The sequence below is a fragment of the Nocardioides agri genome, assembly GCF_013778305.1.
GTDB lineage: Bacteria > Actinomycetota > Actinomycetes > Propionibacteriales > Nocardioidaceae > Nocardioides > Nocardioides agri.
The window spans coordinates 214,820-239,379 of record NZ_JACEIC010000002.1; the positions used below are offsets into that span (position 1 = coordinate 214,820).

Here is a 24,560-nt window from a genome sequence, read left to right on the forward strand (position 1 = left end):
CTACAGCCCGCCCTCGAGCTTCTTCCGGCGGTTGTAGTCGCGCATCCGCTGCGGAACGCCGACCACGGCGGCGTCGTAGGACGGGATCCGCTGCTTGTTGCAGAAGTCGTGCGCCCAGGCGACCGACGGCACCCGCCGCCGGGTCCACTCGCCGTCGTGCGCCACGAGCAGCAGCGTCACGTCGCTGACCGCCGTGCGGGGCTCGACGAATCCCTCGACCCCGCGCCGCTCGGCCACCCAGAGGTAGAGGTGCTCGACGTCGAGGCCGTCGGCGGCCCGGACCCGGGTCGATCCGGTGCGCGCGGCGTCCCGCGCAGGCGCGCTCATCTTCGGCCCGCGCCGGAACCGGTCCATCCATGACATGAGGACAAGTGTGCCAACAACTCCTACTCGTCCGTAGGAGGTCGGTGTGTGGACACGTCGAGCGGAAGTGGAAGGATGGGCCCGTGCCCGATCCCGACTTCGACGTACTCATCCTCGGTGCCGGTTCCGGCGGTTACGCCTGTGCACTCCGAGCAGCACAGCTGGGGCTCTCGGTGGGCCTGGTCGAGAAGGGCAACCTCGGCGGCACCTGCCTGCACGTCGGCTGCATCCCGACCAAGGCGCTGCTGCACGCCGCGGAGGTCGCCGACCAGACCCGCGAGGCCGGCCAGTTCGGCGTCAACGCGACGCTGGAGGGCATCGACCTCGCCGGCGTCAACGCCTACAAGGACGGCGTCGTGTCCCGGCTCTTCAAGGGCCTCACCGGCCTGATCAAGGGCCGCGGCATCACCGTGATCGAGGGTGCCGGCCGGCTCACCGGCCCGCGCGAGGTGACCGTCGACGGTACGGCGTACACCGGCAAGCACGTGGTGCTGGCGTCCGGCTCCTACGCCAAGAGCCTGCCCGGCCTGGAGATCGACGGCGAGCGGGTGATCAGCTCCGAGCACGCGCTGCGGCTCGAGGAGGTGCCCGCGTCGGTCGTGGTGCTCGGCGGTGGCGTGATCGGCTGCGAGTTCGCCAGCGTGTGGCGCTCCTTCGGCGCCGAGGTGACCATCGTCGAGGCGCTGCCCCGGCTGCTCGCGGTCGAGGACGAGGCGTCGTCGAAGGCGCTCGAGCGGGCGTTCCGCAAGCGCAAGATCAGCTTCCGCACGTCCACGCCCTTCCAGAGCGTCAAGACCACCGACACCGGTGTCGCCGTGACCGTGGAGGGCGGCGACGTGATCGAGGCCGACCTGCTGCTCGTGGCCGTCGGCCGCGGCCCGGTCACCGAGGGCCTCGGCTACGACGAGCAGGGCGTCGCGATGGAGCGCGGCTTCGTGCTCACCGACGACCGGTGCCGCACCAACCTCGACGGCGTCTACGCCGTCGGCGACATCGTGCCCGGCCTGCAGCTGGCCCACCGCGGCTTCCAGCAGGGCATCTTCGTCGCCGAGGACATCGCGGGCCTGGCCCCGCAGCCGATCGACGAGGCCGGCATCCCGCGGGTCACCTACTCCCACCCCGAGGTCGCCTCCGTCGGCCTCGACGAGGCGGCCGCGACCGCGGCGTACGGCGCCGACGGCATCGAGACGGTCACCTACGACCTCGGTGGCAACGGCAAGAGCCAGATCCTCAAGACCCAGGGCTTCGTGAAGCTGATCCGCCAGAAGAACGGCCCCGTCGTCGGGGTGCACCTGGTCGGCGACCGCGTCGGCGAGCTCATCGGCGAGGCCCAGCTGATCTACAGCTGGGAGGCGCACGCCGAGGACGTGGCGCCCCTGGTGCACGCCCACCCCACCCAGAACGAGGCCCTCGGCGAGGCGCACCTGGCGCTCGCGGGGAAGCCGCTGCACGCGCACTCCTGATAAACCTGAACCACACGCCGGCACACGAAGCGAAGGAATTCCATGGCCACCGAAGTCAACCTCCCGGCACTCGGCGAGTCCGTCACCGAAGGCACCGTCACCCGCTGGCTCAAGCAGGTCGGCGACACGGTGGCGGTCGACGAGCCGTTGCTGGAGGTCTCGACCGACAAGGTCGACACCGAGATCCCCTCCCCCGTCGCCGGCACGCTGCTGGAGATCAAGGCCAACGAGGACGACACGGTCGAGGTCGGTGCCGTGCTCGCCGTGATCGGTGACGAGGGCGAGTCCTCCGGCTCGCAGGAGGCCGCGCCCGCCGAGGAGCAGCAGGCCGAGGAGCAGCAGGCCGAGCCGGAGCCCGAGCAGCAGCAGGCCGAGGAGCCGGCCGCGGCCGAGGAGCCCGCCCCCGCCGCGGAGGAGGCGGAGAAGCCGGCCGCCGAGGCGAAGCCCGCCGGTGGGGGTGGCGGCGGCACGTCGGTCACCCTGCCCGCGCTCGGCGAGTCGGTGACCGAGGGCACCGTGACCCGGTGGCTGAAGCAGGTCGGTGACGACGTCGCCGTCGACGAGCCGCTGCTCGAGGTCTCGACCGACAAGGTCGACACCGAGATCCCCTCCCCGGTCGCCGGCACGCTGCTGGAGATCAAGGTCCAGGAGGACGAGACCGTCGAGGTCGGCGCCGAGCTCGCCGTCGTCGGGGACGGCTCCGCCGCGCCCGCCCATGAGGAGGCGCCGAAGCAGGAGGAGAAGCAGCCGGAGCCGGAGCCGGAGCCGGAGCCCGAGCCGGAGCCCGAGCCGGAGCCGGAGCCGGAGCCGGAGCCCGCGAAGGAGGAGCCGAAGCAGGAGGAGGCCCCGAAGCAGGAGGAGCCGAAGCGCGAGGAGTCCACCCCGCCGCCGGCCTCCGCGCCGCAGGCCGCCCCCGTGACCCCGGCCGCCGAGACGAGCGGGTCGGGCGAGGACGCCGAGGGGCACGGCTACGTCACCCCGCTGGTGCGCAAGCTGGCCGCGCAGCACAACGTCGACCTGGCCACGGTGACCGGCACCGGCGTCGGTGGCCGGATCCGCAAGCAGGACGTCCTCGACGCCCGCCAGCAGCCGGCGGCGGCGGCCCCGGCCGCGGCCGCTGCGCCCGCTGCCCCGGCCGCGTCGGCATCGCCGGTGCCGGTGACGCCGTCGCCGCTGCGCGGCACCACGGAGAAGATCTCCCGGCTGCGCAAGATCATCGCCGAGCGGATGCGCGACTCGCTGCAGACCTCCGCGCAGCTGACCCAGGTGGTCGAGGTCGACGTCACCAACATCGCCCGCCTGCGCGAGGCCGTGAAGGACGACTTCCTGGCCCGCGAGGGCGCGAAGCTGACCTACCTGCCGTTCTTCGCGAAGGCAGCGATCGACGCGCTCAAGCAGCACCCGTCCCTCAACGCCACGATCGACACGGAGGCCGGCGAGGTCACCTACTTCGACCGTGAGCACGTCGCGTTCGCCGTCGACACCGAGAAGGGCCTGCTCACCCCGGTGATCAAGGACGCCGGCGACCTGTCGATCGCGGGCCTGGCGAAGAAGATCGCGGACATCGCGCAGCGCACCCGCACCAACAAGATCGGCCCGGACGAGCTGTCCGGCGGCACGTTCACGATCACGAACCTCGGCAGCTTCGGCGCCCTGTTCGACACCCCGATCATCAACAAGCCGCAGGTCGCGATCCTCGGGCCCGGTGCCGTCGTGAAGCGTCCGGTCGTCATCGACGACCCGAACCTCGGCGAGACGATCGCGGTGCGCCACATGGTCTACCTGTCGCTCACCTACGACCACCAGCTGGTCGACGGCGCCGACGCCGGCCGCTTCCTGCGTGAGGTCAAGCAGCGACTCGAGGCGGGTCAGTTCGAGGTCTGACCCACCTCACCGCCGAGTCGGCGCAGGCGTCCCCTGGACGGCTGCGCCGACTCGGCATTTCGGCGCCGTGACAGGGTTGGGGGCATGAGCGGCAAGACCGTGGTCATCGGCGGCGCGTCAGGGTTCCTGGGCCGGCACCTGGCGACAGCGCTGGTCGAGCGCGGGCACGCGGTGGTGGCGCTGACCCGGCGGCCGACATCGGCGCCGGACGAGTCGACCTGGGATCCCTACGCCGGGGTCTACGACCGCGACGTGATCGAGCGCGCGGACGTGGTCGTCAACCTGGCCGGCTCCCCCACCATCGGCAACCCGCACTCCGGCCAGTGGGCACGCAACCTCCGCGAGAGCCGGGTGACCACGACCCGGGTCCTGGCCGGGGCGATCGCGAGCAGCGAGCGCCGACCGGCGTACCTCGCCGGCAACGCCGTCGCCTGGTACGGCGACCACGGCGACGAGGTCGTCACGGAGGGGTCCGAGAGCCGCGGCGACAGCTTCATGACGACCGTGACCCGCGAGTGGCAGGACGCCACCCTCGACGCGGTCGATGCCGGCGCCCGGGTCTGCCTGCTGCGCACCGCCCCGGTCATGGACCGCGAGGCCGCGCCGCTCAAGCAGCTCCGCCTGCTCTTCAAGGCCGGCCTCGGCGGCCGGATCGGCGACGGCCGGCAGCGGATGCCGATGATCTCGCTCCGCGACTGGGTCGGTGGGGTCGCCCACCTGGTCGAGGACGACACCGTCAGCGGGCCGGTCAACCTGTGCTCGCCGCAGACGCCGACGAACGCCGAGTTCACCGAGGCACTCGCCCAGGCCCTCAACCGCAAGGCGCTGCTGCCGGCACCGGCGTTCGCGGTCCGGCTCGGTGCGGGCAAGGTCTCCGGCGAGATCCTCGGCTCGATCAACCTGCGGCCGGCGGTGCTCGAGGAGGCGGGCTACTCGTTCCGCGATCGCACCGTGCACGAGGTCGTGCGGGCCGGGCTCACCTGAGCCATTCGCCACTCCTCGCCCACCCGGCGCAACGCCAGTCGCCACGTGGACGGCCGGTCCGCGCCCGCGCCCACCACCCGGTCGGTGACCACCAGCACCAGGCGCCCGTGTCGGGCCGGGAGCACCGCGACGCACCGCAGCTGCATCTGCATCTCGCGCACCCGGGAGCCCCGGGCGCCCCACTGCCGCAGCAGGCGTACGTCGGCGCGCCCGGCCGCCGAGCCCGGCACGTAGAGCGACCGCAGCGCGGCGGCATCGACGGCCGCCCAGGCCGCCGCGCGCCGGTCGTCCCAGTCGTGCAGCACGGCCGCGGCCGAGACCTCCGGCCGCGGCTGGGGCAGCAGGGCGAGCACGAGGGGCAGCAAGACGTGGGCCAGCAGCATGGAGACGTCCTATCCCGAACGGGCGGGCCCGCGCGCCGCTCCTCCACAGGTGGGCGCGTACGCTCGAGCACGTGAGGTTCGAGGACGCCGGCACCGTCGACTACCTGACCGCCTGGGAGCGCCAGCGCGCGGTGCACCAGCGGGTCGCCGACGGCGAGCAGCCCGACACCGTGCTGCTGCTCGAGCACCCGCCGGTCTTCACCGCCGGCAAGCGCACCGAGGCCCACGAGCGGCCGCTCGACCCCGGCGGCGCCGCGGTCATCGACGTCGACCGCGGCGGCAAGATCACCTTCCACGGCCCCGGCCAGCTGGTCGGCTACCCCATCGTCACGCTCCCCGACCACGTCAAGGTCGTCGACTACGTGCGCCGCGTCGAGGAGGCGCTGATCCAGGTCTGCGCCGACCTCGGCGTCACCACCGCCCGGGTGCCCGGACGCAGCGGCGTGTGGCTGCGCGCCGACGACCGCGGCCCCGAGCGCAAGGTCGCCGCGCTCGGCATCCGGGTCAGCCGGGGGGTCACCATGCACGGCTTCGCGATCAACTGCGACGTCGACCTCGGGTGGTACGACCGGTTCGTCCCCTGCGGCATCGCCGACGCCGGCGTCACCTCGCTGAGCCACGAGCTCGGCCGCGACGTGACCGTCGCCGAGGTCACGCCGTACGTCGAGCGCCAGCTGACCCGCTACCTCGACTGGACGCCGTACGACGCGACGCCCGACTACGAGCCGCGACCCGACCCCGCCCACTCCTCAGCGCGCCACCCCCGCATCGAGCTGCTGACGCCCTAGGGTCTGGCCGGTGACCGACTCACCGGGTGGCTACGTCATCGAGACCTCTGGTCTCCGGAAGGAGTTCCGGTCCCGTCGCGGCCTGCGCGTCGCCGTGGCCGACCTGGACCTCGCGGTGCCTGCCGGCGGTGTGCACGGGTTCCTCGGACCCAACGGCTCCGGCAAGACCACGACGATCCGGATGCTGCTCGGCCTGGCGCGGGCGACGGCCGGGACGATGCGGCTGTTCGGCGAGCCGGTGCCGAACCGGCTGCCCGCCGTCATCGGGCGCGTGGGAGCGGTCGTCGAGAGCCCGAAGTTCTCCCCGCACTTCTCGGGCCGGCAGAACCTCACGCTGCTCGCGCGCTCGATCGGCGCGCCGGCCTCGCGCGTCGACGCCGCCGTCGACACCGTCGGGCTGACCGGCCGTGACCGCGACCGCTACAAGTCCTACTCACTCGGCATGAAGCAGCGACTCGCGATCGCGGCCACCCTGCTGAAGGACCCGTCGCTGCTGATCCTCGACGAGCCGACCAACGGGCTCGACCCGGCCGGCATCCGGGAGATCCGGGACACGATCCGCGGTCTCGGCGAGGCCGGCGTGACCGTGTTGCTGAGCTCGCACATCCTCGCCGAGGTGCAGCAGGTCTGCACCTCCGCGACGATCATCGGCCAGGGCCGGATGCTGGCGTCGGGCCGCGTCGACGAGCTGGTCGGCGCCAGCACGGCGTACCGGGTCGGGGTGCCCGACCCGGTCGCGGCCAGGCGGGTGCTGGCCGAGGCCGGCTTCACCGTCTCGGCGGAGATGCTCGTCGAGACCGATCGCCCGGCCGACCTCACGCAGGCGCTCGGCGCCGCAGGCATCTGGCTGAACGAGCTCACCCCGGTGCGCCGCGACCTCGAGGCGGTCTTCCTCGAGCTCACCGCCGGCACCGAGCTGGGCGGCGACGCATGATGCGGCTCGTCGGGGTCGAGCTGACCCGGCTGCGCTGGCGGCGCGCGGTCCTGGCGCTGGTCCTGCTCGCGATCGTCGTGCCCGCGCTGATCGCGGCGTCGCGGATCTGGGCGACCCGCCCACTCTCGCAGGACGAGCTCGACGACGTCGCGAGCATGAAGGCCGAGGAGGTCGCGAGGTGCGTCGAGCACCCCCGCCAGTACGGCATCCCCAAGGCGCACGCCGAGGAGCAGTGCGAGGACCTGGTGCGGGGCTGGTACTACGGCGCCCGCCAGCCACTGAGCCTGAGCCGTGAGCGTCGCGAGGGATCCGGCATCGGGGTGGTCGCGGTGCTGACCGCCTTCCTGCTGCTCGCCGGCACCACGTTCGTCGGCCACGACTGGAACACCGGGTCGATGAGCAACCAGCTGCTGTTCGAGGCGAGGCGAGGCCGGGTCTGGACCGCGAAGGCCGTCGCGGTGACGGGGGTGGCCCTCGCCGTCTCCGCGGTGGTGAGCACGGCGTTCTGGCTGACGATGTGGTCGACGATGCGCGCCCGCGACATCCCGATGCTCGACGGGGCCCTGGGGGACTCGCTGGCGTTCGGGCTCCGTGGCGCGCTCTTCGCGGCCGCCGCGGCACTGGGCGGCTACGCGCTGACCATGCTGTTCCGGAGCACCGTGGCGACCGTCGGGGTGCTGTTCGGGGTGGCGCTCGCCGGCGGCATCATCATCTCGGTCCTCGGGATCGGCGACCAGTGGCAGCCGCAGAAGAACGTCTCGGCGATCGTCAAGAACGGCACGCTCTACTACGTGCAGCCGCCGCCGTCCTGCGAGGGCCGGGTCATCGAGCCCGGCGACGACGAGTGCCTCGGCGAGCGCGAGCTGCCGCTGTGGCGGGGCGCGACCTACTACGGCCTCGCGCTCGTCGCGACCGCGGGTGCGTCGGTGGTCTCGTTCCGGCGTCGCGACGTCCCCTGATCCCGAATCGGCGCGTCACTCCCCCGCGCGTACAGTTGGTCCACGTGACGCAGGTTGCCCCAGAAGGACGCAAGCTGCTCCGGCTCGAGGTGCGCAACGCGGAGACCCCGATCGAGCGCAAGCCGGAGTGGATCAAGACCCGGGCCAAGATGGGCCCGGAGTACAAGCACCTCCAGAGCCTCGTGAAGTCCGAGGGTCTGCACACCGTGTGCCAGGAAGCGGGCTGTCCCAACATCTTCGAGTGCTGGGAGGACCGCGAGGCGACCTTCCTCATCGGCGGCGACCAGTGCACCCGGCGCTGCGACTTCTGCCAGATCGACACCGGCAAGCCGCAGCCGCTCGACCGCGACGAGCCGCGCCGCGTGGCGGAGTCGGTCCAAACGATGGGGCTGCGCTACGCGACGATCACCGGCGTCGCCCGCGACGACCTCGAGGACGGCGGTGCGTGGCTCTACGCCGAGACCGTGCGCGCGATCCACGAGCTCAACCCGGACACCGGGGTCGAGAACCTGATCCCCGACTTCAACGGCAAGCCCGACCTGCTGCGCGAGGTGTTCGAGTCGCGGCCCGAGGTGCTGGCCCACAACGTCGAGACGGTGCCGCGGATCTTCAAGCGGATCCGCCCCGCATTCCGCTACGAGCGCTCCCTCGACGTGATCACCCAGGCCCGCGCCTTCGGCCTGGTGACCAAGTCGAACCTGATCCTGGGCATGGGCGAGACCCGCGAGGAGGTCTCCCAGGCGCTCCAGGACCTGCACGACGCCGGCTGCGAGCTCGTCACGATCACGCAGTACCTGCGCCCGTCGGTGCGCCACCACCCCGTCGAGCGCTGGGTGAAGCCCGAGGAGTTCGTCGAGCTCAAGGACGAGGCCGACCAGATCGGCTTCGCCGGCGTGCTGTCCGGCCCGCTCGTCCGTTCGTCCTACCGCGCCGGGCGGCTGTACCGTCAGGCGATGGACGCCCGCGCGGGCGTCGCGACTGCCTGACCCGATCACACAGAACGAGGCACACCAGAAGATGGCGAAGGACCCGAAGCCCGTCGACCCGGACAAGATGAGCCGGCGCGCGCAGTTCATCGAGACCTACCGGATGGCCAAGCGGTCCGACCCGCGGCTCGGCCTCTGGATCCTCGGCTCGTTCCTGCTCGGTGCGGCCGTCGGATTCTTCGTCTTCATGCTCCTGCCCGGCGAGGGCTGGCTGGGCTGGCTCCTCGCGGTCGTCGGCGGCCTGCTCCTCGGCACCCTGCTGGCGATGGTGATCTTCGGCCGGCGCGCGCAGAAGGCGGCGTACGCCCAGATGGAGGGCCAGCCCGGCGCCGCGGCCGCCGCGCTGCGGATGCTGCGCGGCCGCAGCTGGAAGACCGACCCGGTCATCGGCTTCACCAAGCAGCAGGACGTCGTGCACCGCGTCGTCGGCCCTCCGGGCATCGTGCTGGTCGGCGAGGGCAACCCCAACCGGCTGCGCCAGCTGATGACCAGTGAGCGCCGCAAGCACGAGCGTGTGGCCGCCGACATCCCGATCCACGAGATCTACTGCGGCAACGGCGAGGGCGAGGTGCCGCTGCCCAAGCTCGTCAAGCACGTGCAGAAGCTCGGCCGCAAGGTGAAGCCCGCCGAGATGACCGACGTGCTCTACCGCCTCAAGGCGCTCGACGCCGCCCGGCCGGCGATCCCGATGCCCAAGGGCCCGGTCCCGACCTCGATGAAGGGCATGCGCTCGCAGATGCGCGGGCGCTGACCTCGGGCCACACTGGCGGGAACCCTCCGGGCCGGGAACGCGTGTTCCTCCCGAGAGGGGAGGACGACCGTGCCGGATCCCGCTGCTTTCGACGACTTCTACCTGGCGACCAGGGAGCTGACCCTGCGCCAGCTCACCGCGATGACCGCTGACCGCGAGCTGGCGGCCGACGTGGTGCAGGAGGCCTACGAGCGCGCCTGGCGGCGTTGGCGCAGGGTGTCGACGCTCGAGCAGCCGCAGGCGTGGGTCCGCACGGTCGCCTGGCGGGTGGCAGTCAGCCACTACCGGCGTACGGCGGTCGCCCGGCGGCTCCTCCCCCGGGTCGCCGAGGGAGCGACAGCCGGCCAGTCGGCGTCCGACGAGCGTCTCGACGTCGAGCACGCGCTGCGTGCCCTGGCACCGGAACGCCGCCGGGCACTGGTGCTGCACGACCTGTGCGGGCTCACCGTGGCGGAGGTGGCCGCGGAGACCGGCGTGGCCGAGGGCACCGTGAAGAGCCGGCTGTCCCGGGCACGCGCCCAGATCGCGGAGGCCCTGCAGCCGGGCTACGCCGCCGACGTGCCGGATGGAGGGCGGATCTGATGACGGACCACACCGCACTGCTCCGCCAGGTCGCCGACCGGGCGGACCCCACCGCGCTCCCCTCGCCCCGCGCGATCCGCGACGCCGGCCGGCGCCGCGCCCGCCGCGAGCTCGTGGCCTGGGCGTCGGCCGCCGTGGTGGCCGTCGCGGTCGTCGTCGGCCTGGTCGCGAGCGGCGGCGGGGACCGATCGCAGCCCGCACCGGTGCTGCCGAGCCCGTCCCCGTCTCCGCAGCCCACGCCACCGGGCGGGTGGGACCGGGCTCGGATCGCCCCGGTCGAGAAGGGCGTCGAGCCCAACGCCGTGGCCGCCATGGGGGGCCGGTTCGTCGCCGCCGCTGACACCAGCGTCAGCCGCGCCGTCGATGGGACCGACCTGCCGCCACTGTGGTGGTCCGACGACGGCCGGACCTGGCACGCGGCCACCGGCGGCCCCGCGGTGCCGAACGCCTGGGACGTCGCGGCCTCGGACGACGTGTTCGTCGCCGTGGCACCGCGGGGGCTGCGCCGCAGCACGGCGTGGTACTCCTCGGACGGGAGCTCGTGGCAGCGGGCCGACGTCCCGGACGCCTTCCACGCCTTCTCGATGTCGAGCACCGCGGCCGGTCTCTTCGCCTGGTCCGAGACGGCGGTCTACACCTCGGCCGACGGCCACTCCTGGACCGAGGTCACCGACCTCCCCCGGACCGCGAGGGACGGACAGGTCTGCTTCGTCCACGACCTCGGCGACGAGGTCGTCCTGGGTGCCGTCGACGCGTCGGACCGGCCTCGCGGGTGGAGCCGCCGGGACGGCTCCTGGCAGCCAGCGGACGCCGACCGCCCGGCGCTGGGGCGGTGGTGCCGGGTGCACGAGGCGGTCGCGTGGACGGCCGAGGGTCCGGACACCGTGATCAGCGTGCTGCCCTACAACGGCTACGGCAACACGGTGTTCCTGCGCGACCGCTGACGGTCAGCTCGACGAGGTCCCCGGCAGCATGCCCTCGGGCATCTCGACGACGTCGTCCTCCGGCGGCGCCTCGATGTCGACGTCCCCGTCCCAGTCGGTGAGCTCGATCGTGACATCGCCCAGGTCGCCCAGCGCGATCTCGGACCTGGTGACCCGGCCCTCGTCGTCGGTCCAGAGGTCGTAGGTCAACGCGCTGGGGAGGTCGGCGCCCTCCGTGCCGCCGAGCTGGTCCTGCAGGTCGCGGAACGCGTCGCTGCGCACCGTGAGTTCGTAGTGGTCGCCGGTGTCGTCCTCGCCGACGTAGGTGACCTCGGTGACCGCGTCCTTCATGGTCTCCAGCTGGGCGCCGGGGTTCAGCTGCTCGAACAGGTCGTCGCTGAGCGGGCCGCTCTCCGAGCCGACGTCGAGCTTGACCCACTTGTCGGCCTGGCCGAACGGCATCTGGATGTACATGGTGCCGTCGACCAGCCGGACCTCGAGGTCGCGGCCGTCCTCGCCGAGCCCCATCATCGCGCCCGACATCGTCATGGCCATCTCGGGTGGGGACGTCGTGTAGTCGACGTCGCCCTCCATCGCCACCTCGGCCCGACCACCCTCCATCGACATCTCCATGTGCGCGGTGGTCAGGTCGCTCATCCCACCGAGTACGTCGTCGACGAACTGGTCCGGGTCGACGGTCTGGCCCTCCTCGGGCTCGTCGCCGGACGCGTCGGTCGCGGCGTCGGAGGTCGTGTCGCCGGACGGCTCGTCCTCGGCCTTCGGCTCGTCGTCGGCGCAGCCGGCGAGGGCCAGCGTGAGCAGGGCGGCCGCGCTCGCGGCAGCGGCACGGCGTACGGCGCGATGGGTGGTCATGGCTTCCAGGCTAGCCGCGACCCGTTCACCCGGACCGGCCCGAAGCGACTAGTCGGCAGCCATGTCCCCGAAGCTGGGCGCGTCCGTGACCTCGTCGGCCGGCGGGGCTTCGATGTCCGCGTCGGTGCCCCAGTCGTCGGCCGTCATCGTCATCGACACCGGCACGTTCGTGGCCTCGTAGGCCATGACGAGCTGGGCGAACCGGCTCTCGTCGTCGAGCCAGACGTCGTAGGTGATCGAGTCCGGCAGCTGGCTCTCGACCTGGGTCGAGACGTCGCTCCCGAGCGCGTCGATCGCCTTGGCGAGGTCGACGGTCAGCTCGTAGTGGTCCAGGTCGCGTCCGTCGACGTCCTCCTCGCCGGCGTACGTGACGGACTCGATTGCCGGCTCCATCCTGGTGACGGCGCCGATGGGGTCGGACTGGTCGAGGACCTGGTCGAGCCCCATCTGGGCCAGCGGGCTGGCGGGGTCGCTCGGGTCGAGCTTCCAGAACTTCCCGCCGCTCAGCGCGCCCATGTTGACGTACAGCAGCCCGTCGACCGCCCGGACCTCGTAGTCGACGTCCTGACCGCCGCCCCCGATCGTCATCGTCATCTGCAGCTCGGGGGTGTCGGCGGCGTAGTCGAGGACGCCGTCGCCGGTGAAGGTCGTGTCCTCCCCCATGTCCATCGACATCGTGACCTCGGCGGTCGAGGATGCCGCGACGCCGTCCTGGATCGTGTCGATGAACTCGGCCGGGGCGACGGTGTCGCCCTCCTCGAGGCCGCTCAGGGCGACGACGTCGGCGGCGGTGTCGTGCCCGCTGTCGGGGTCGTCACCGCAGGCGGCCAGGCCGGCGAGGGCGAGCGCCGTGACGGCGAGGGACGCGAGGGGACGGCGGGCGCGGCTCATGCGCTCTTCCTACCCGATTCAGGCCCGGTCAGGTGTGAGAAGCGGGACGGTCGCCGTGCCCGCGGCCAGGTCGTGCAGACCACGCCGGTCCGGTCGGAAGATCAGCGGTGGGATGACGAGCGCCACGAGGATCGCGCGGGCGAAGGACCGCAGCAGGTCGACCCGGCCGCCGGTCTCGACGCGGACCACCCGGAGCCGGGTCACCATCTTGCCGAACGAGCCCCCGACGGTCGCGGTGAGCACGGCGGACTCCACGACGAAGACCAGCAGCGTGTAGAAGCTGCCCGGCCCGCCCGTCGTACCGAAGACCGGCACGAAGAGACTCACGACCAGGATGCTGGCGAACCAGTCCACGAGCAGGGCCAGCACCCGGCGTCCCCAGGACGCGGTCTCGTAGGGCAGCGACTCCTCCACAGGCACGCTCGTCAGCGTAGGTGGCGGCGCGTCCCGACCGACCACCGGGCACCTGTTACATGCCGGAAACAAACCGGATACGGTCGAGAAACTGCCCCTGCATAACTTGCGGTCACAGCCCGGTGCAGCGCCGCCCCGGTCGCTCCGCACCGCACACTTGTCGGTTGCCCCACCCTGGCAGCCAAGGAGGACGCATGTTCCAGAACAGCGACGAGCTGCTCAAGTACATCAAGGACGAGGGCGTCGAGATGGTCGACGTGCGCTTCGTCGACCTGCCCGGCATCGAGCAGCACTTCACCGTGCCCGTCTCCTCGTTCGACCAGTCGGTCTTCGACGACGGCCTCGCCTTCGACGGCTCCTCCATCCGGGGCTTCCAGGCGATCAACGAGTCGGACATGGCGCTGTTCCCGGACCCGACCACGGCGTTCCTCGACCCGTTCCGCACCGCGAAGACGCTGAACCTGAGCTTCTTCATCCACGACCCGATCACCGGTGAGGCCTACTCCCGCGACCCGCGCAACATCGCGCGCAAGGCGCTGGCCTACCTCTCGACCACAGGCATCGCGGACACGGCGTTCTTCGCGCCGGAGGCGGAGTTCTACATCTTCGACAACGTGCGCTACTCCACCGGCGCCAACGAGGGCTACTACCACATCGACTCCGTCGAGGGCTGGTGGAACTCGGGCAAGGAGGGCGACAACCGCGGCTACAAGACCCGCTTCAAGGGCGGCTACTTCCCGGTCGCGCCGTACGACCACTACGGCGATCTGCGCGACGACATGGTGAAGAACCTCGAGGCCTGCGGCCTGCTCGTCGAGCGCTCGCACCACGAGGTCGGCACCGCCGGCCAGGCGGAGATCAACTACCGCTTCGACACGCTGCTCAAGGCCGCGGACGACGTGATGAAGTTCAAGTACCTCATCAAGAACACCGCGTGGGAGGCCGGCAAGTCGGTCACCTTCATGCCGAAGCCGATCTTCGGCGACAACGGCTCGGGCATGCACGTCCACCAGTCGCTCTGGAAGGACGGCGAGCCGCTCTTCTACGACGAGACCGGGTACGGCGGCCTCTCCGACCTCGCCCGCTGGTACATCGGCGGCATCCTGAAGCACGCCCCGGCGCTGCTGGCGTTCACCAACCCGACCGTGAACTCCTACCACCGCCTGGTGCCCGGCTTCGAGGCCCCGATCTCGCTGGTGTACTCCTCGCGCAACCGCTCCGCGTCGGTCCGCATCCCGATCACCGGCTCGAACCCGAAGGCCAAGCGCATCGAGACCCGGTTCCCCGACCCGTCGGCGAACCCGTACCTCGCGTTCTCGGCCCTGATGCTCGCCGGTGTCGACGGCATCAAGAACAAGATCGAGCCCGCCGCCCCGATCGACAAGGACATCTACGAGCTCCCGCCGGACGAGATGGCCGAGATCCAGCAGGTCCCGACCTCGCTGAACGCGGTCCTCGACGCGCTCGAGGACGACCACGACTTCCTCACCGTCGGCAACGTCTTCACGCCCGACCTGATCGAGACGTGGATCGACTACAAGCGCACCCACGAGATCGCGCCCGTGCAGCTGCGCCCGCACCCGCACGAGTTCGAGCTCTACTACGACATCTGAGCCAGACCCCTGAAGGGTCTCTGACCCGCACGAACGCGCGGTCCCGCTGAGGAATCCCCTCAGCGGGACCGCTGCGCGTGAGGGCTGACGGATACAGATGCCCCTTGCGCTTGAGACGCCCTACGACGTCGACGCCGAGCAGGCCACGGCTCCCGTCCATCGGCTAGCCACGAACGTGGTCTCCGACAGGCTTTCATCTCCCGGGTGACGCACGCCATGAGGTCGAGACGCCCAACCTCACGGCTTCGGGATGTGGATGTCGTACTGGGCGATCTTGCGGTAGATCGTGGCGCGGCTCATGCCCAGCTCCTCGGCTGCGTCCTTCATCGACGTCTCCGAGTGGGTCAGCACCCGGATGATCTCGTCTCGTTCGAAGGCCTCGATGCGGGAGAGCCGCCGGGACGACCCGGAGAGCACGCTCGGTGGGAGGTGGCGTACGTCGATGACGTCGGAGCGGTTGACCCCGTGCCGCACGACCTCGACCAGCTCCTCGACGTTGCCGGGCCAGGAGTGGTCGCCCAAGGCGCGGTCGGCCGCCGGCGTGAAGGCGACATCGCGGCCACGGAGTCGTCGAGCGATGTGACGGGCCAGGGGCAGGATGTCAGCGGGCCGGTCGCGCAGCGCCGGGACCGGCACCACGGCCTCGACAAGTCCCGCCAGCGGATCGGGGATGTCCTCGAATCGCTCGGCAGTCATCGACAGGGGTACGCCGTCGGCTGACCGGATGAGGTCTCGAAGGCGCTCCGCGGCCCAGACCGGGAGGGCGTCGACGTCGCGCACCACGATGCCCGTGTGTGGCTTGGTCAGCTCGGGAGTCCACAGCGAGAGCCAGGCCTCCACGTCCTGCGGGGCCGGCGCGCGAGCCGCGAGGATCCGGTCACGCGGACGCAGTCGGCGTTCAGCCTGGGCCAGCAGCGTGGACCGTCCGCTAGAGGGCTCTCCCAGCGCGGCGACCACCCGCCCGGCCGCGAGCTCCCGCGCAGCGCGATCGATGGCCTGCGTCCAGTCCGCCGAGAGGTCGTCGCGGGTTCCCGCGCCGGGTTCGAGCCTGGGTGCCTCGACCCGGAACACCTCGCCACGGGGAGCAGGACGTGGGCGATGGCCCTGCGAGCGCGCGAGCATGAGGCTCGCCGTCGAGCCGGCCGCCGACTGGGCGAGGGCGAGCAGCAGCTCGCTGGACGACTTCGACCAGGTCGTGAGGTTGACGGCTCCTTCGAGGCGGCCGGTGCGAGGGTCGATCACCGGAGCCGCGGCGCATGTGTAGGTGCACAGGCTCAGGGCGTAGTGCTGGTCCGCCTTGACGACTGTCGGGGCGCGGTCGGCCAGGGCAAGGCCGAGGCCGTTGGTCCCGGCCTCACGTTCGGAGTAGGAGAAGCCGGGCGCCAGATGGACGGCGTCGAGGGCACGCAGGAGCGACTGGTCCCCGCTGAGCCGGTTGAGGACGAGGCCGTCGGCATCGGTCAGCATCAGGCTGACGGGTTCCGAGGCGAGGGTCCGGTGCAGGTCGGCGAGCACCTCGCGGCCGCACTGGAAGAACAGGGACTCGTCGTCGACGGTGCCGTTGAAGACCGGCTGGATGTCCTCGAGCGGCACCCCGTAGTCCTCGCTGCGCCGCCAGGACGCCAGCAACCGCTTCGGAACGGTCCCGAGCGCGGTGTCGTGGACCCTGGCCCGCGCCGGGACGGCGTCGTCGTCCATGCGCACCTCCACCCTGCTGACCTGTGAGCCACGTTACATCGGCGTCGATCGAGGGCCGCCGTCGTCGTGTCTCAGATTGAGACAGCGGGGCGTCTCGGATTGAGACACCGCGGGACCTCCCGTCGACCCGAACCGCGCTTACGTTCGCCCTGACCGGTGACGCCCGTCACGGTCGAACGGAGGCTCAGGGATGTACACCAAGGACGGCGAGAGCTACTTCATCGTGGATGCCCACGTCGCGTTGTGGGACGCACGGCCGGAGAACCAGCGCAACATCCACGGCAAGCAGTTCATCGACTGCTTCTACGACTACCACCGCAACCTCTCCCCGGAGTCGGAGGTGTGGTCCTACGAGGACTACCTCTACCAGGGCGGCGAGCGGTTGATGAAGGACCTGTTCGAGGACGGGTACGTCGACCACGCGATCTTCCAGCCGGCGTACCTGGGCGAGTTCTACAACACTGGTTTCGGGCAGAGCGAGGAGGCCTCGGAGCTGGCGAAGAGGCATCCGGGCAAGCTCACCTACAACCACCACTTCGACCCGCGCAACGGCGAGCAGGGCCTCGAGCAGCTGCGCGCCGACGCGGAGAAGTACGGTCTCAAGGGCGTCAAGCTGTACACCGCCGAGTGGCACGGGGAGTCCCGCGGCTGGAAGCTCGACGACCCGTGGGCCTACCGCTACTTCGAGGCCTGCCGCGAGCTGGGCGTCACGAACATCCACGTGCACAAGGGCCCGACCATCCGGCCGCTCGACCGTGACGCCTTCGACGTCGCCGACATCGACCACGTCGCGTCGGACTTCACCGACCTCAACTTCATCGTCGAGCACGTGGGACTCCCCCGGCTCGAGGACTTCTGCTGGATCGCGACCCAGGAGCCCAACGTGCACGGCGGCCTGGCGGTCGCCATGCCGTTCATCCACACCCGGCCGCGCTACTTCGCGCAGATCATCGGTGAGCTCATGTACTGGATCGGCGAGGACCGGATCCAGTTCTCGTCCGACTACGCGATCTGGACGCCGCGATGGTTGATCGAGAAGTTCGTGGACTTCCAGATCCCCGAGGACCTCAACGAGTACGCGCCGCTCACCACGGACCAGAAGAAGAAGATCCTCGGCCTCAACGCCGCCAAGATGTACGACATCGAGGTGCCGGCCGAGCTGCGGCTCCCGGATGCCGACGAGACCGCGACCGGACCGCGGGAGCCCGACCGGGCCGACTTGGCGTCGGTGTGAGATGACCGCCGTGCTCGCCCACTCCCCGCGTCAGCACGAGGCGTACGACGCGCTCGGCGTCGTCATCGACCCCGAGCTCGACGAGCCGATCACCGACCTCGGCTTCGTCCGGTCGGTGGTCGTCTCGGGTGCCGACGTCGAGGTGCACCTCCGGCTGCCCACGTCGTTCTGCGCGCCCAACTTCGCCTACCTGATGGCGTCGGACGCCAAGGACGTGCTGGTCGCACTGCCCTGGACGGACGTGGTGGTCGTCGAGCTCGACGACCACCACGACTCCGACCTCATCAACCGCGGACTGGCAGCGGATGCCGGCTATCGCGGCACGTTCCGCCACGAGGCGGACGAGGACCTCGACGAGCTGCGCACGACGTTCCAGCGCAAGGCCCACACGGCCGCGGTCGAGCGCTGCCTGACCGGTCTGCTCCGCGCGGAGCCGGACCGACCAGTCGAGTCGGTGGGCGACGTCCGGCTCGGCGACCTGCCCGGGGACGACCACACCGAGGCGCTGCGCCGACGGCGTACGACGCTGGGCCTGCCCGACCGACCCGACGCGCTGGTGCTCGTCGACCACGAGGGTCGCGCGCCCGACGACGTACCGATGGCGTTGCGCCGGGCCCGGTCGACGCGGATCTCCATCGACGGCAACGCGCACTTCTGCCGAGGACTGCTCGGCACGCGCTACCCCGACGAGCCGACCTTCATCCCGTTGACCCAGATCAAGGAGCACACGTCATGAGCACGATGCGAGCCGTCCAGGTCGTCGCCTACCACCGCAACCTCGAGCTGACCGAGCTGCCCGTGCCCGAGGCCACCGGCCCCTGGGACGTGGTCGTCCGCATCGGAGGCGCCGGTGTCTGCCGTACCGACCTGCACATCCTCGAGGGGCAGTGGGCCGAGAAGTCCCAGGTGCAGCTGCCCTACACGATCGGCCACGAGAACGCCGGCTGGGTGCACGCCGTCGGCACCGCGGTGACCAACGTGCGCGAGGGCGACAAGGTCATCGTGCACCCGCTCATCACGTGCGGGCTTTGCCGGGCCTGCCGCTCGGGGGACGACGTGCACTGCGAGGCCAGTCAGTTCCCTGGGATCGACACCAACGGCGGATACGCGGACTACCTCAAAACCTCGGCCCGGTCCGTCGTACGACTGGACGACGCGCTCGAACCTGCCGACGTGGCAGCGCTCGCGGACGCCGGCCTGACGGCGTACCACGCCGCCGCGAAGGCGGCCCGGCGACTGACTCCCCGCGACCGGTGCGTCGTGATCGGGGCCGGCGGTCTGGGCCACATCGGCATCCAGGTCCTCAAGGCGCTCAGCCCCGCAGGGCTGATCGTGGTCGACCGGAACCCGGACGCCCTCGAGCTGGCGCTCTCCATCGGCGCCGACCACGGGGTCGTCGCCGAGGGCAAGCAGGTCGAGGAGGTCCTCGAGCTGACCGGTGGGTTCGGCGCCGAGGTGGTCATCGACTTCGTCGGTGAGGGGGGCTCGACCTCAGCGGGACTGGCGATGATGCGGCGGGCCGGCGACTACCACGTGGTCGGGTACGGCGAGAACATCGACGTGCCGACCATCGACCTCATCTCGGCCGAGAAGAACGTCATCGGCAACCTCGTCGGCTCCTACAACGACCTGTGCGACCTGATGGCTCTGGCCGCCCGCGGGGCCGTCACCCTGCACACCGCGAAGTACCAGCTCGACGACTTCCAGAGCGCCATCGACGACCTCGACGCCGGACGCGTCCGCGGCCGGGCGATCCTCGTCCCCTGATCCACGGCCACAGAAGAGAGAACTGTCATGATCGGACGCATCAAGGCAACACTGCCGCTGGCGGTGGTGATCGGTGTCCTCGCACTCGTGTGGACGGACGTCGCGCTCAACTTCACGTTCCACTGGGTCACCGACGGCGACCTGGGCAACGGGCTGTCCCTCCCGAGCAACTTCCACCTCGTCGTCCCGGCCGCCTTCGTGGCGTGGGGCTTCTTCTTCGCTGCCGGTGCCGACACCGCTGCGTTCGTGAAGGTCGTGATCGCCTCGGTCGTCGGCGGGCTCGCCGCCCTGGGTGCGATGGCCGCTGCGTCGGCCACCGCAGACCTGCCCGACTTCTGGGGCATCGCGCTCTGGGTCGGCATCTTCGCCACCGTGCTCGTCCTCCTCAGCGTGCTCGGCGACTGGCACTACGTCCCGGCCACCTTCGGCGCGTTCGCCTCGGTCTTCTTCTGGTGGACGGCGACCGGGCTCGACTACTGGGCGCCCGACGGCGGTGGGGTCGGCAACGGCCTCGAGGCACTCAGCGACCCGGCGACGGCTGGTGCCGGCGCGTTCGGCGGCGTCATCTCGACACCGTTCGTCTACGTCTGGCTCAGCATCACGGTCAGCCTGCTCTGCGGCTGCGTGCTCGGTCTTCTCTCGGTCAAGCTCACCGCCCTTGTCACGCCGCGGTCCCCGGCCGAAGCCGAGGCCGAGGTCGTCGACAAGCACCCGTCCCACTCGTCGTAAGGAGATCGGCCGTGTACTTCATCGTCGTCAAGTTCCAGACCAAGCCGGACTGGACCGACCGCTGGCTCGACCTGGTCGCTGACTTCACCGAGGCCACCCGGGCCGAGCCCGGCAACCTCTGGTTCGAGTGGTCGCGCAGCGTCGACGACCCATCGGAGTTCGTCCTCGTCGAGGGTTTCGCCGATGACGGCGCCGGCCCGCACGTCCAGAGCGAGCACTTCAAACGGGCGATCGAGGCGATGCCCCAAGCGCTGGCGAGGACTCCACTGATCATCAGCCGCCAAGTCGACGGGGACAGCTGGGATCGCATGGGCGAGGTCACTGTCCCCGGCAGCTGACCCGAGGTCGGGCGGCGGCTCAGGCGTAGCCCGACGGCCGGTCGTCGGCGCTGCGGGCGACGACGAACCAGATCGCGGTGCACGGCTCGTCGTGGGGGTTGCTGAGGCGGTGCGGCGCCGTGGAGTCGAAGTGGATCGAGTCGCCCGGGCCGACCGTGTAGGTCTCGAAGCCGATCTGCACCTCGAGCCGCCCGGTGAGCACGTGGCCGTACTCGCGGCCGCCGTGCCGCATCAGCTCCTCGGCGGCGCAGGACTCGCTGCCAGGGGCGTACTCGACGTGCAGGAAGTCGACGAACGGGTCGTGGTCGTGGGTGAGCCGCTCCCAGACGACGCCGGTCATCTCGAGCCGCTTGCGGCCGGCGGCGGGCTGCAGCGGCACCTCGACGGGCGGCCACGACTCTCCAGGGGTTGGCTTCGCGACCACTGGAAGGTCACCGTTCATCAGGTCGTCGAGCGAGGTGCCGAGCACCCCGACGAGCGCGTAGAGGGTGCCCACCGACGGGTTGGCCTTGCCGGTCTCGACCTGGCTGACGAAGCTCGGGGACACCCCGACCCGGCGGGCCACCTCGCGGAGCGACAGCCCGCGCGTCTCCCGCACCGCGCGGAGCGCGGCACCGACCTGGACGACGTCCTCCGCCACTTCCACCTCACTGTTCACCCGTGTTAACCACTGCTTGACACCCATGTGAAGCAGAACTTTACTCGGTGGATGGCCATCCGCACCTTCGGGCCGAACGCCGTCGACTGGGAGCAACGGGTCGATCTCGACCGGCTGCGGGCGGCCCGGCTAGCCCGGCTCGACGCGACGCTCGAGGCCTCCTCGCTCGGTGCGCTGCTGACCTTCGACTTCTCCAACATCCGGTACATGACCGCCACCCACATCGGCACCTGGGCGATGGACAAGCTCATCCGGTTCGCGGTGCTCCCCCGCGGCGGCCAGCCGGTGCTGTGGGACTTCGGCTCGGCGGCCAAGCACCACCAGCTCTTCAACCCGTGGCTCCACGGCACCGAGCGCGCCCGAGCCGGGATCTCGACGCTGCGCGGCGCGTTCCACCCCGACGCCGGGATCGCCGAGGAGGTGGCACACAAGGTCGCGACCGTCCTCCGTGAGCACGACCTGGCCGGAGAGCCGCTCGGCGTCGACCTGGTCGAGATGCCGATCCTGGCCGCCCTGCGCGCCGAGGGCCTCGACGTCGTCGACGGGCAGCAGGTCTTCCTGGAGGCACGACGGATCAAGACCGAGGACGAGATCAGCCTGCTCACCCACGCCTGCTCGATGGTCGACGCGGCGTACGACGAGCTCTACTCCTTCATGCGCCCCGGTGTCCGCGAGAACGAGTGCGTCGGCCTCGTCAGCAAGGTGCTCTACGACCTCGGCAGCGAGTACGTCGAGGGCGTCAACGCCATCTCCGGCGAGCGCTGCTCGCCGCACCCGCACGTCTACAGCGACCGCATCCTGCGCCCCGGCGACCCGGCCTTCTTCGACATCCTGCACAGCCACCTCGGCTACCGCACCTGCTACTACCGCTGCTTCGCGATCGGGTCGGCGTCGCCCGCCATGCGCGACGCCTACACCCGCTGTCGCGAGTACATGGACGCCGCGATCGCGATCGTGCGGCCCGGCACGACGACCGCCGACGTGGTGAGCCTGTGGCCGACCGCCCAGGAGTTCGGGTTCCCCGACGAGGAGGCGGCCTTCGCCCTGCAGTACGGCCACGGCGTCGGGCTGTCGATCTGGGAGAAGCCGATCTTCAGCCGGCTGGTCTCCCTCGACCACCCCGAGGTGCTCGAGGAGGGCATGGTGTTCGCGCTGGAGACCTACTGGCCCGCCGGGGACGGCTGGTCGGCGGCCCGGATCGAGGAGGAGGTCGTGGTCACCGCCGACGGGTGCGAGGTGATCACCAAGTTCCCCGCCGAGGACCTCCTGGTCGCCGGCCAGCGCTACTGGACCGTGGACGGCCCGCTGCCGACGGTCCGCGACTCCCAGTCCCACCTCAACACCGCGGCCGGGCGGGGCGAGAGGTGACCACGGCCGAGGCGGTCGCGATCGCCATGCTGCTCGACTGGTACGAGCAGATGGCGGTGATCCGCGGCACCGAGAAGGCCGCGCACGACCTGTTCCTGCGCGGCCTCGTCAAGGGCACGACCCACCTGGCCGCCGGCCACGAGGCGGTCGCGGTCGGCGCGAGCGCTGCGCTCCGACCCGACGACTACGTGTTCGCGACCTACCGCGGCCACCACCACGCGATCGCGCGCGGCGCCAGCCCGGAGAGCTGCCTGGCCGAGCTGATGCAGAAGTCCACCGGCCTCTGCGGCGCCAAGGGCGGTTCCATGCACCTCACCCGCGCCGACCACGGGATGCTCGGCAGCTACGCGATCGTCGGCGCCCACCTGCCGATGGCCAACGGCGCCGCGTGGTCCGCGAAGCTGCGCGGTACGACGCAGGTCGCCGTCGCGTTCTTCGGCGACGGCGCCACCAACATCGGCGCCTTCCACGAGGCGCTCAACCTGGCCGCGGTGTGGAAGCTGCCGGTGGTGTTCGTCTGCGAGAACAACAAGTACATGGAGTACACCCCGATCGAGGCGGTGACGTCGGTGCCGAACCCCGCGGCCGACCGGGCGGCCGCCAACGGCATGCCCGGCGTGCTGGTCGACGGCAACGACGTGGTGGCGGTCCAGCACACGATGTCGGACGCCGTCGAGCGCGCTCGCAGCGGGGACGGGCCGACCGTGGTCGAGGCGCTGACCTACCGGCACTTCGGGCACAGCCGCACCGACCCCGCGACGTACCGCCCGGCCGACGAGGTCGAGGCGTGGCTGGCCCGCGACCCGCTGATCGTGGCCCGCCAGCTGCTGCTGGAGATCGGCGCGACCCAGGCCGACGTGGACGCGGCCGACGCGCGGGCCAAGGCCGTCGTCGACGCCGCCTCGCAGGCGGCCCAGGCCGCTCCCCCGGCCGATCCCGCCACGGCGTTCACCGACGTCTGGGCGGACGGAGGTGCCGCGTGGCGGACCTGACGACCTACCGCGACGCGGTCTCCGAGGGGCTGGCCCGCGAGCTGCGGCGCGACCCCACCGTGGTGCTGCTCGGCGAGGACATCGGCGCAGCGGGCGGCGTCTTCAAGACCACCGCCGGGCTCTTCGAGGAGTTCGGCGCCGAGCGGGTCTGGGACACGCCGATCTCGGAGCAGGCGATCGTCGGCGCCGCGATGGGCGCCGCGATGACGGGGATGCGACCGGTCGCCGAGATCATGTTCAGCGACTTCTTCGCCTGCTGCTGGGACTACCTCGCCAACGAGATCCCCAAGGCCCGCTACATGACCGGCGGCCAGGTCACCGTGCCCCTCGTCGTGCGCACCGCGAACGGCGGCGGGCTCGGCTTCGGCGCCCAGCACTCGCAGTCGGTGGAGAACTGGGCGCTCACCGTGCCCGGCCTCAAGATCGCTGCCCCGTCGACGCCGGCCGACGTGGTCGGGCTGATGGCGTCGGCCGTCCGCAGCGACGACCCCGTGGTGTTCTTCGAGCACAAGGGGCTCTTCGCGTCGAAGGGCGAGGCCGCGCCGCCTGGGCACGTCGTGCCGCTCGGCGAGGCCCGGGTCGCACGTGAGGGCGCCGACGTCACCGTGGTCGCACTCGCGGCGACTGTCCCGCTCGCGCTCGCTGCCGCCGACGAGCTCGCCGGCGAGGGCATCGACATCGAGGTCGTCGACCTGCGCTGCCTGATCCCCCTCGACATGGCCACGGTCCTGCGCTCGCTGGAGAAGACGAGCCGGCTCATCGTCGTCGAGGAGAACCCCTACCAGGGCGGCTGGGGCGCGACCGTGGCCTCGGTCGTGGCCGACGAGGGCTTCGAGATGCTCGACGCGCCGGTCCGCCGGTTGGCCGGCGAGAACGTCCCGCTGCCGTTCGCCGACGCCCTGGAGCGCGAGGTCATCCCCACCGTCGCCAAGCTCGTCGAGGCGGTACGCCGCCTCGCGTCGTACTAGCGCACCAGCAACAGAAA

General features: G+C 71.2%; 26 protein-coding genes. 19 read left to right on the top strand and 7 right to left on the bottom strand.

The features are described 5' to 3' along the window. Positions 1-363, bottom strand: a complete 363-nt coding sequence (locus HZF07_RS05560; protein WP_232523015.1) for a hypothetical protein — start codon at positions 361-363, stop codon at positions 1-3. Positions 364-446: 83 nt separating this feature from the next. On the opposite strand from HZF07_RS05560, the gene lpdA reads away from it, so the two are divergent. The 3 genes from lpdA to HZF07_RS05575 all read left to right on the top strand — a co-directional run bounded on the left by lpdA (position 447) and on the right by HZF07_RS05575 (position 4,694). After that, positions 447-1,826, top strand: coding sequence for a dihydrolipoyl dehydrogenase (gene lpdA, locus HZF07_RS05565; RefSeq protein WP_181644841.1), 1,380 nt, complete (start codon positions 447-449; stop codon positions 1,824-1,826). A gap of 42 nt (positions 1,827-1,868) precedes the next feature. Then, entirely contained in the window at positions 1,869-3,710 is a 1,842-nt protein-coding gene (gene sucB / locus HZF07_RS05570) for a 2-oxoglutarate dehydrogenase, E2 component, dihydrolipoamide succinyltransferase (RefSeq protein WP_157340134.1), read from the top strand. Between the two features lie 84 nt (positions 3,711-3,794). Continuing rightward, positions 3,795-4,694, top strand: coding sequence for a TIGR01777 family oxidoreductase (locus tag HZF07_RS05575; protein ID WP_157340135.1), 900 nt, complete (start codon positions 3,795-3,797; stop codon positions 4,692-4,694). On the opposite strand, the gene HZF07_RS05580 is transcribed toward HZF07_RS05575, so the two are convergent. Beyond that, positions 4,640-5,077 (bottom strand): hypothetical protein, encoded by a 438-nt coding sequence (locus tag HZF07_RS05580; protein WP_157340136.1) that lies wholly within the window; start codon positions 5,075-5,077, stop codon positions 4,640-4,642. The genes HZF07_RS05575 and HZF07_RS05580 overlap by 55 nt on opposite strands. Before the next feature lie 71 nt (positions 5,078-5,148). Here HZF07_RS05580 and lipB point away from each other — a divergent pair, with 71 nt between their 5' ends. The 7 genes from lipB to HZF07_RS05615 all read left to right on the top strand — a co-directional run bounded on the left by lipB (position 5,149) and on the right by HZF07_RS05615 (position 11,021). Then, complete coding sequence (gene lipB, locus HZF07_RS05585; RefSeq protein ID WP_181644842.1) at positions 5,149-5,865, top strand: lipoyl(octanoyl) transferase LipB; 717 nt, start codon at positions 5,149-5,151, stop codon at positions 5,863-5,865. Between the two features lie 10 nt (positions 5,866-5,875). Continuing rightward, positions 5,876-6,799 (top strand): ATP-binding cassette domain-containing protein, encoded by a 924-nt coding sequence (locus tag HZF07_RS05590; RefSeq protein WP_181644843.1) that lies wholly within the window; start codon positions 5,876-5,878, stop codon positions 6,797-6,799. Then, the gene (locus tag HZF07_RS05595; RefSeq protein WP_157340137.1) at positions 6,796-7,758 is read left to right on the top strand and encodes an ABC transporter permease subunit; all 963 of its coding nucleotides are present in this window, start codon (positions 6,796-6,798) and stop codon (positions 7,756-7,758) included. The genes HZF07_RS05590 and HZF07_RS05595 overlap by 4 nt, the downstream gene beginning before the upstream one ends. Before the next feature lie 44 nt (positions 7,759-7,802). Beyond that, positions 7,803-8,744, top strand: a complete 942-nt coding sequence (lipA, locus tag HZF07_RS05600) for a lipoyl synthase (protein WP_181644844.1) — start codon at positions 7,803-7,805, stop codon at positions 8,742-8,744. A gap of 31 nt (positions 8,745-8,775) precedes the next feature. Then, positions 8,776-9,495, top strand: coding sequence for a DUF4191 domain-containing protein (locus HZF07_RS05605; protein WP_157340139.1), 720 nt, complete (start codon positions 8,776-8,778; stop codon positions 9,493-9,495). A 69-nt stretch (positions 9,496-9,564) separates the two neighbouring features. Continuing rightward, entirely contained in the window at positions 9,565-10,077 is a 513-nt protein-coding gene (locus tag HZF07_RS05610) for an RNA polymerase sigma factor (RefSeq protein ID WP_181644845.1), read from the top strand. Further along, complete coding sequence (locus HZF07_RS05615) at positions 10,077-11,021, top strand: beta propeller repeat protein (RefSeq protein ID WP_157340140.1); 945 nt, start codon at positions 10,077-10,079, stop codon at positions 11,019-11,021. Before HZF07_RS05610 ends, HZF07_RS05615 begins: the two co-directional genes overlap by 1 nt. Positions 11,022-11,024: 3 nt before the next feature. Here HZF07_RS05615 and HZF07_RS05620 read toward each other — a convergent pair whose 3' ends face one another. From HZF07_RS05620 to HZF07_RS05630, 3 genes are read right to left on the bottom strand one after another with little or no spacing between them, the layout of a single operon-like run. Then, positions 11,025-11,873, bottom strand: a complete 849-nt coding sequence (locus HZF07_RS05620; protein ID WP_157340141.1) for a DUF6612 family protein — start codon at positions 11,871-11,873, stop codon at positions 11,025-11,027. A 48-nt stretch (positions 11,874-11,921) separates the two neighbouring features. Continuing rightward, on the bottom strand, positions 11,922-12,764 hold the full coding sequence (locus HZF07_RS05625) for a LolA-like protein (protein WP_157340142.1): 843 nt from the start codon (positions 12,762-12,764) through the stop codon (positions 11,922-11,924). A gap of 18 nt (positions 12,765-12,782) precedes the next feature. Continuing rightward, positions 12,783-13,184, bottom strand: coding sequence for an RDD family protein (locus tag HZF07_RS05630; protein ID WP_309504555.1), 402 nt, complete (start codon positions 13,182-13,184; stop codon positions 12,783-12,785). Positions 13,185-13,372: 188 nt separating this feature from the next. Here HZF07_RS05630 and glnA point away from each other — a divergent pair, with 188 nt between their 5' ends. Next, entirely contained in the window at positions 13,373-14,791 is a 1,419-nt protein-coding gene (gene glnA / locus HZF07_RS05635) for a type I glutamate--ammonia ligase (protein WP_157340143.1), read from the top strand. A 237-nt stretch (positions 14,792-15,028) separates the two neighbouring features. On the opposite strand, the gene HZF07_RS05640 is transcribed toward glnA, so the two are convergent. Next, positions 15,029-16,489, bottom strand: a complete 1,461-nt coding sequence (locus HZF07_RS05640; protein WP_157340144.1) for an AAA-type ATPase lid domain-containing protein — start codon at positions 16,487-16,489, stop codon at positions 15,029-15,031. A 190-nt stretch (positions 16,490-16,679) separates the two neighbouring features. On the opposite strand from HZF07_RS05640, the gene HZF07_RS05645 reads away from it, so the two are divergent. Genes HZF07_RS05645 through HZF07_RS05665 form a run of 5 tightly spaced genes read left to right on the top strand, consistent with a single transcriptional unit; the run spans position 16,680 to position 20,557 of the window. Further along, the gene (locus HZF07_RS05645; protein ID WP_157340145.1) at positions 16,680-17,723 is read left to right on the top strand and encodes an amidohydrolase family protein; all 1,044 of its coding nucleotides are present in this window, start codon (positions 16,680-16,682) and stop codon (positions 17,721-17,723) included. A 1-nt stretch (position 17,724) separates the two neighbouring features. Beyond that, on the top strand, positions 17,725-18,459 hold the full coding sequence (locus HZF07_RS05650; RefSeq protein WP_157340146.1) for an iron-sulfur cluster assembly protein: 735 nt from the start codon (positions 17,725-17,727) through the stop codon (positions 18,457-18,459). Next, entirely contained in the window at positions 18,456-19,490 is a 1,035-nt protein-coding gene (locus HZF07_RS05655) for an NAD(P)-dependent alcohol dehydrogenase (RefSeq protein ID WP_232523016.1), read from the top strand. Before HZF07_RS05650 ends, HZF07_RS05655 begins: the two co-directional genes overlap by 4 nt. Before the next feature lie 27 nt (positions 19,491-19,517). Continuing rightward, a complete protein-coding gene (locus tag HZF07_RS05660; RefSeq protein WP_157340147.1) occupies positions 19,518-20,219 on the top strand; it encodes a DUF1097 family protein in 702 nt (233 codons plus the stop codon). An 11-nt stretch (positions 20,220-20,230) separates the two neighbouring features. Further along, the gene (locus HZF07_RS05665; protein ID WP_181644846.1) at positions 20,231-20,557 is read left to right on the top strand and encodes a putative quinol monooxygenase; all 327 of its coding nucleotides are present in this window, start codon (positions 20,231-20,233) and stop codon (positions 20,555-20,557) included. 19 nt (positions 20,558-20,576) lie between these two features. Here the strand turns inward: HZF07_RS05665 and HZF07_RS05670 are convergent, their stop codons facing one another. After that, complete coding sequence (locus HZF07_RS05670) at positions 20,577-21,215, bottom strand: helix-turn-helix domain-containing protein (RefSeq protein WP_198346329.1); 639 nt, start codon at positions 21,213-21,215, stop codon at positions 20,577-20,579. Between the two features lie 51 nt (positions 21,216-21,266). Here HZF07_RS05670 and HZF07_RS05675 point away from each other — a divergent pair, with 51 nt between their 5' ends. The 3 genes from HZF07_RS05675 to HZF07_RS05685 are packed head-to-tail and all read left to right on the top strand — an operon-like array spanning position 21,267 to position 24,543. Next, positions 21,267-22,583: a M24 family metallopeptidase gene (locus HZF07_RS05675; protein WP_157340149.1), complete on the top strand. Its 1,317-nt coding sequence runs from the start codon at positions 21,267-21,269 to the stop codon at positions 22,581-22,583. Further along, positions 22,580-23,575 carry a thiamine pyrophosphate-dependent dehydrogenase E1 component subunit alpha gene (locus HZF07_RS05680; RefSeq protein ID WP_198346330.1) on the top strand — a complete coding sequence of 332 codons (996 nt, stop codon included), beginning with the start codon at positions 22,580-22,582 and terminating at the stop codon, positions 23,573-23,575. The genes HZF07_RS05675 and HZF07_RS05680 overlap by 4 nt, the downstream gene beginning before the upstream one ends. Next, a complete protein-coding gene (locus HZF07_RS05685) occupies positions 23,563-24,543 on the top strand; it encodes an alpha-ketoacid dehydrogenase subunit beta (protein ID WP_181644847.1) in 981 nt (326 codons plus the stop codon). The genes HZF07_RS05680 and HZF07_RS05685 overlap by 13 nt, the downstream gene beginning before the upstream one ends. Positions 24,544-24,560 lie beyond the last annotated feature (17 nt).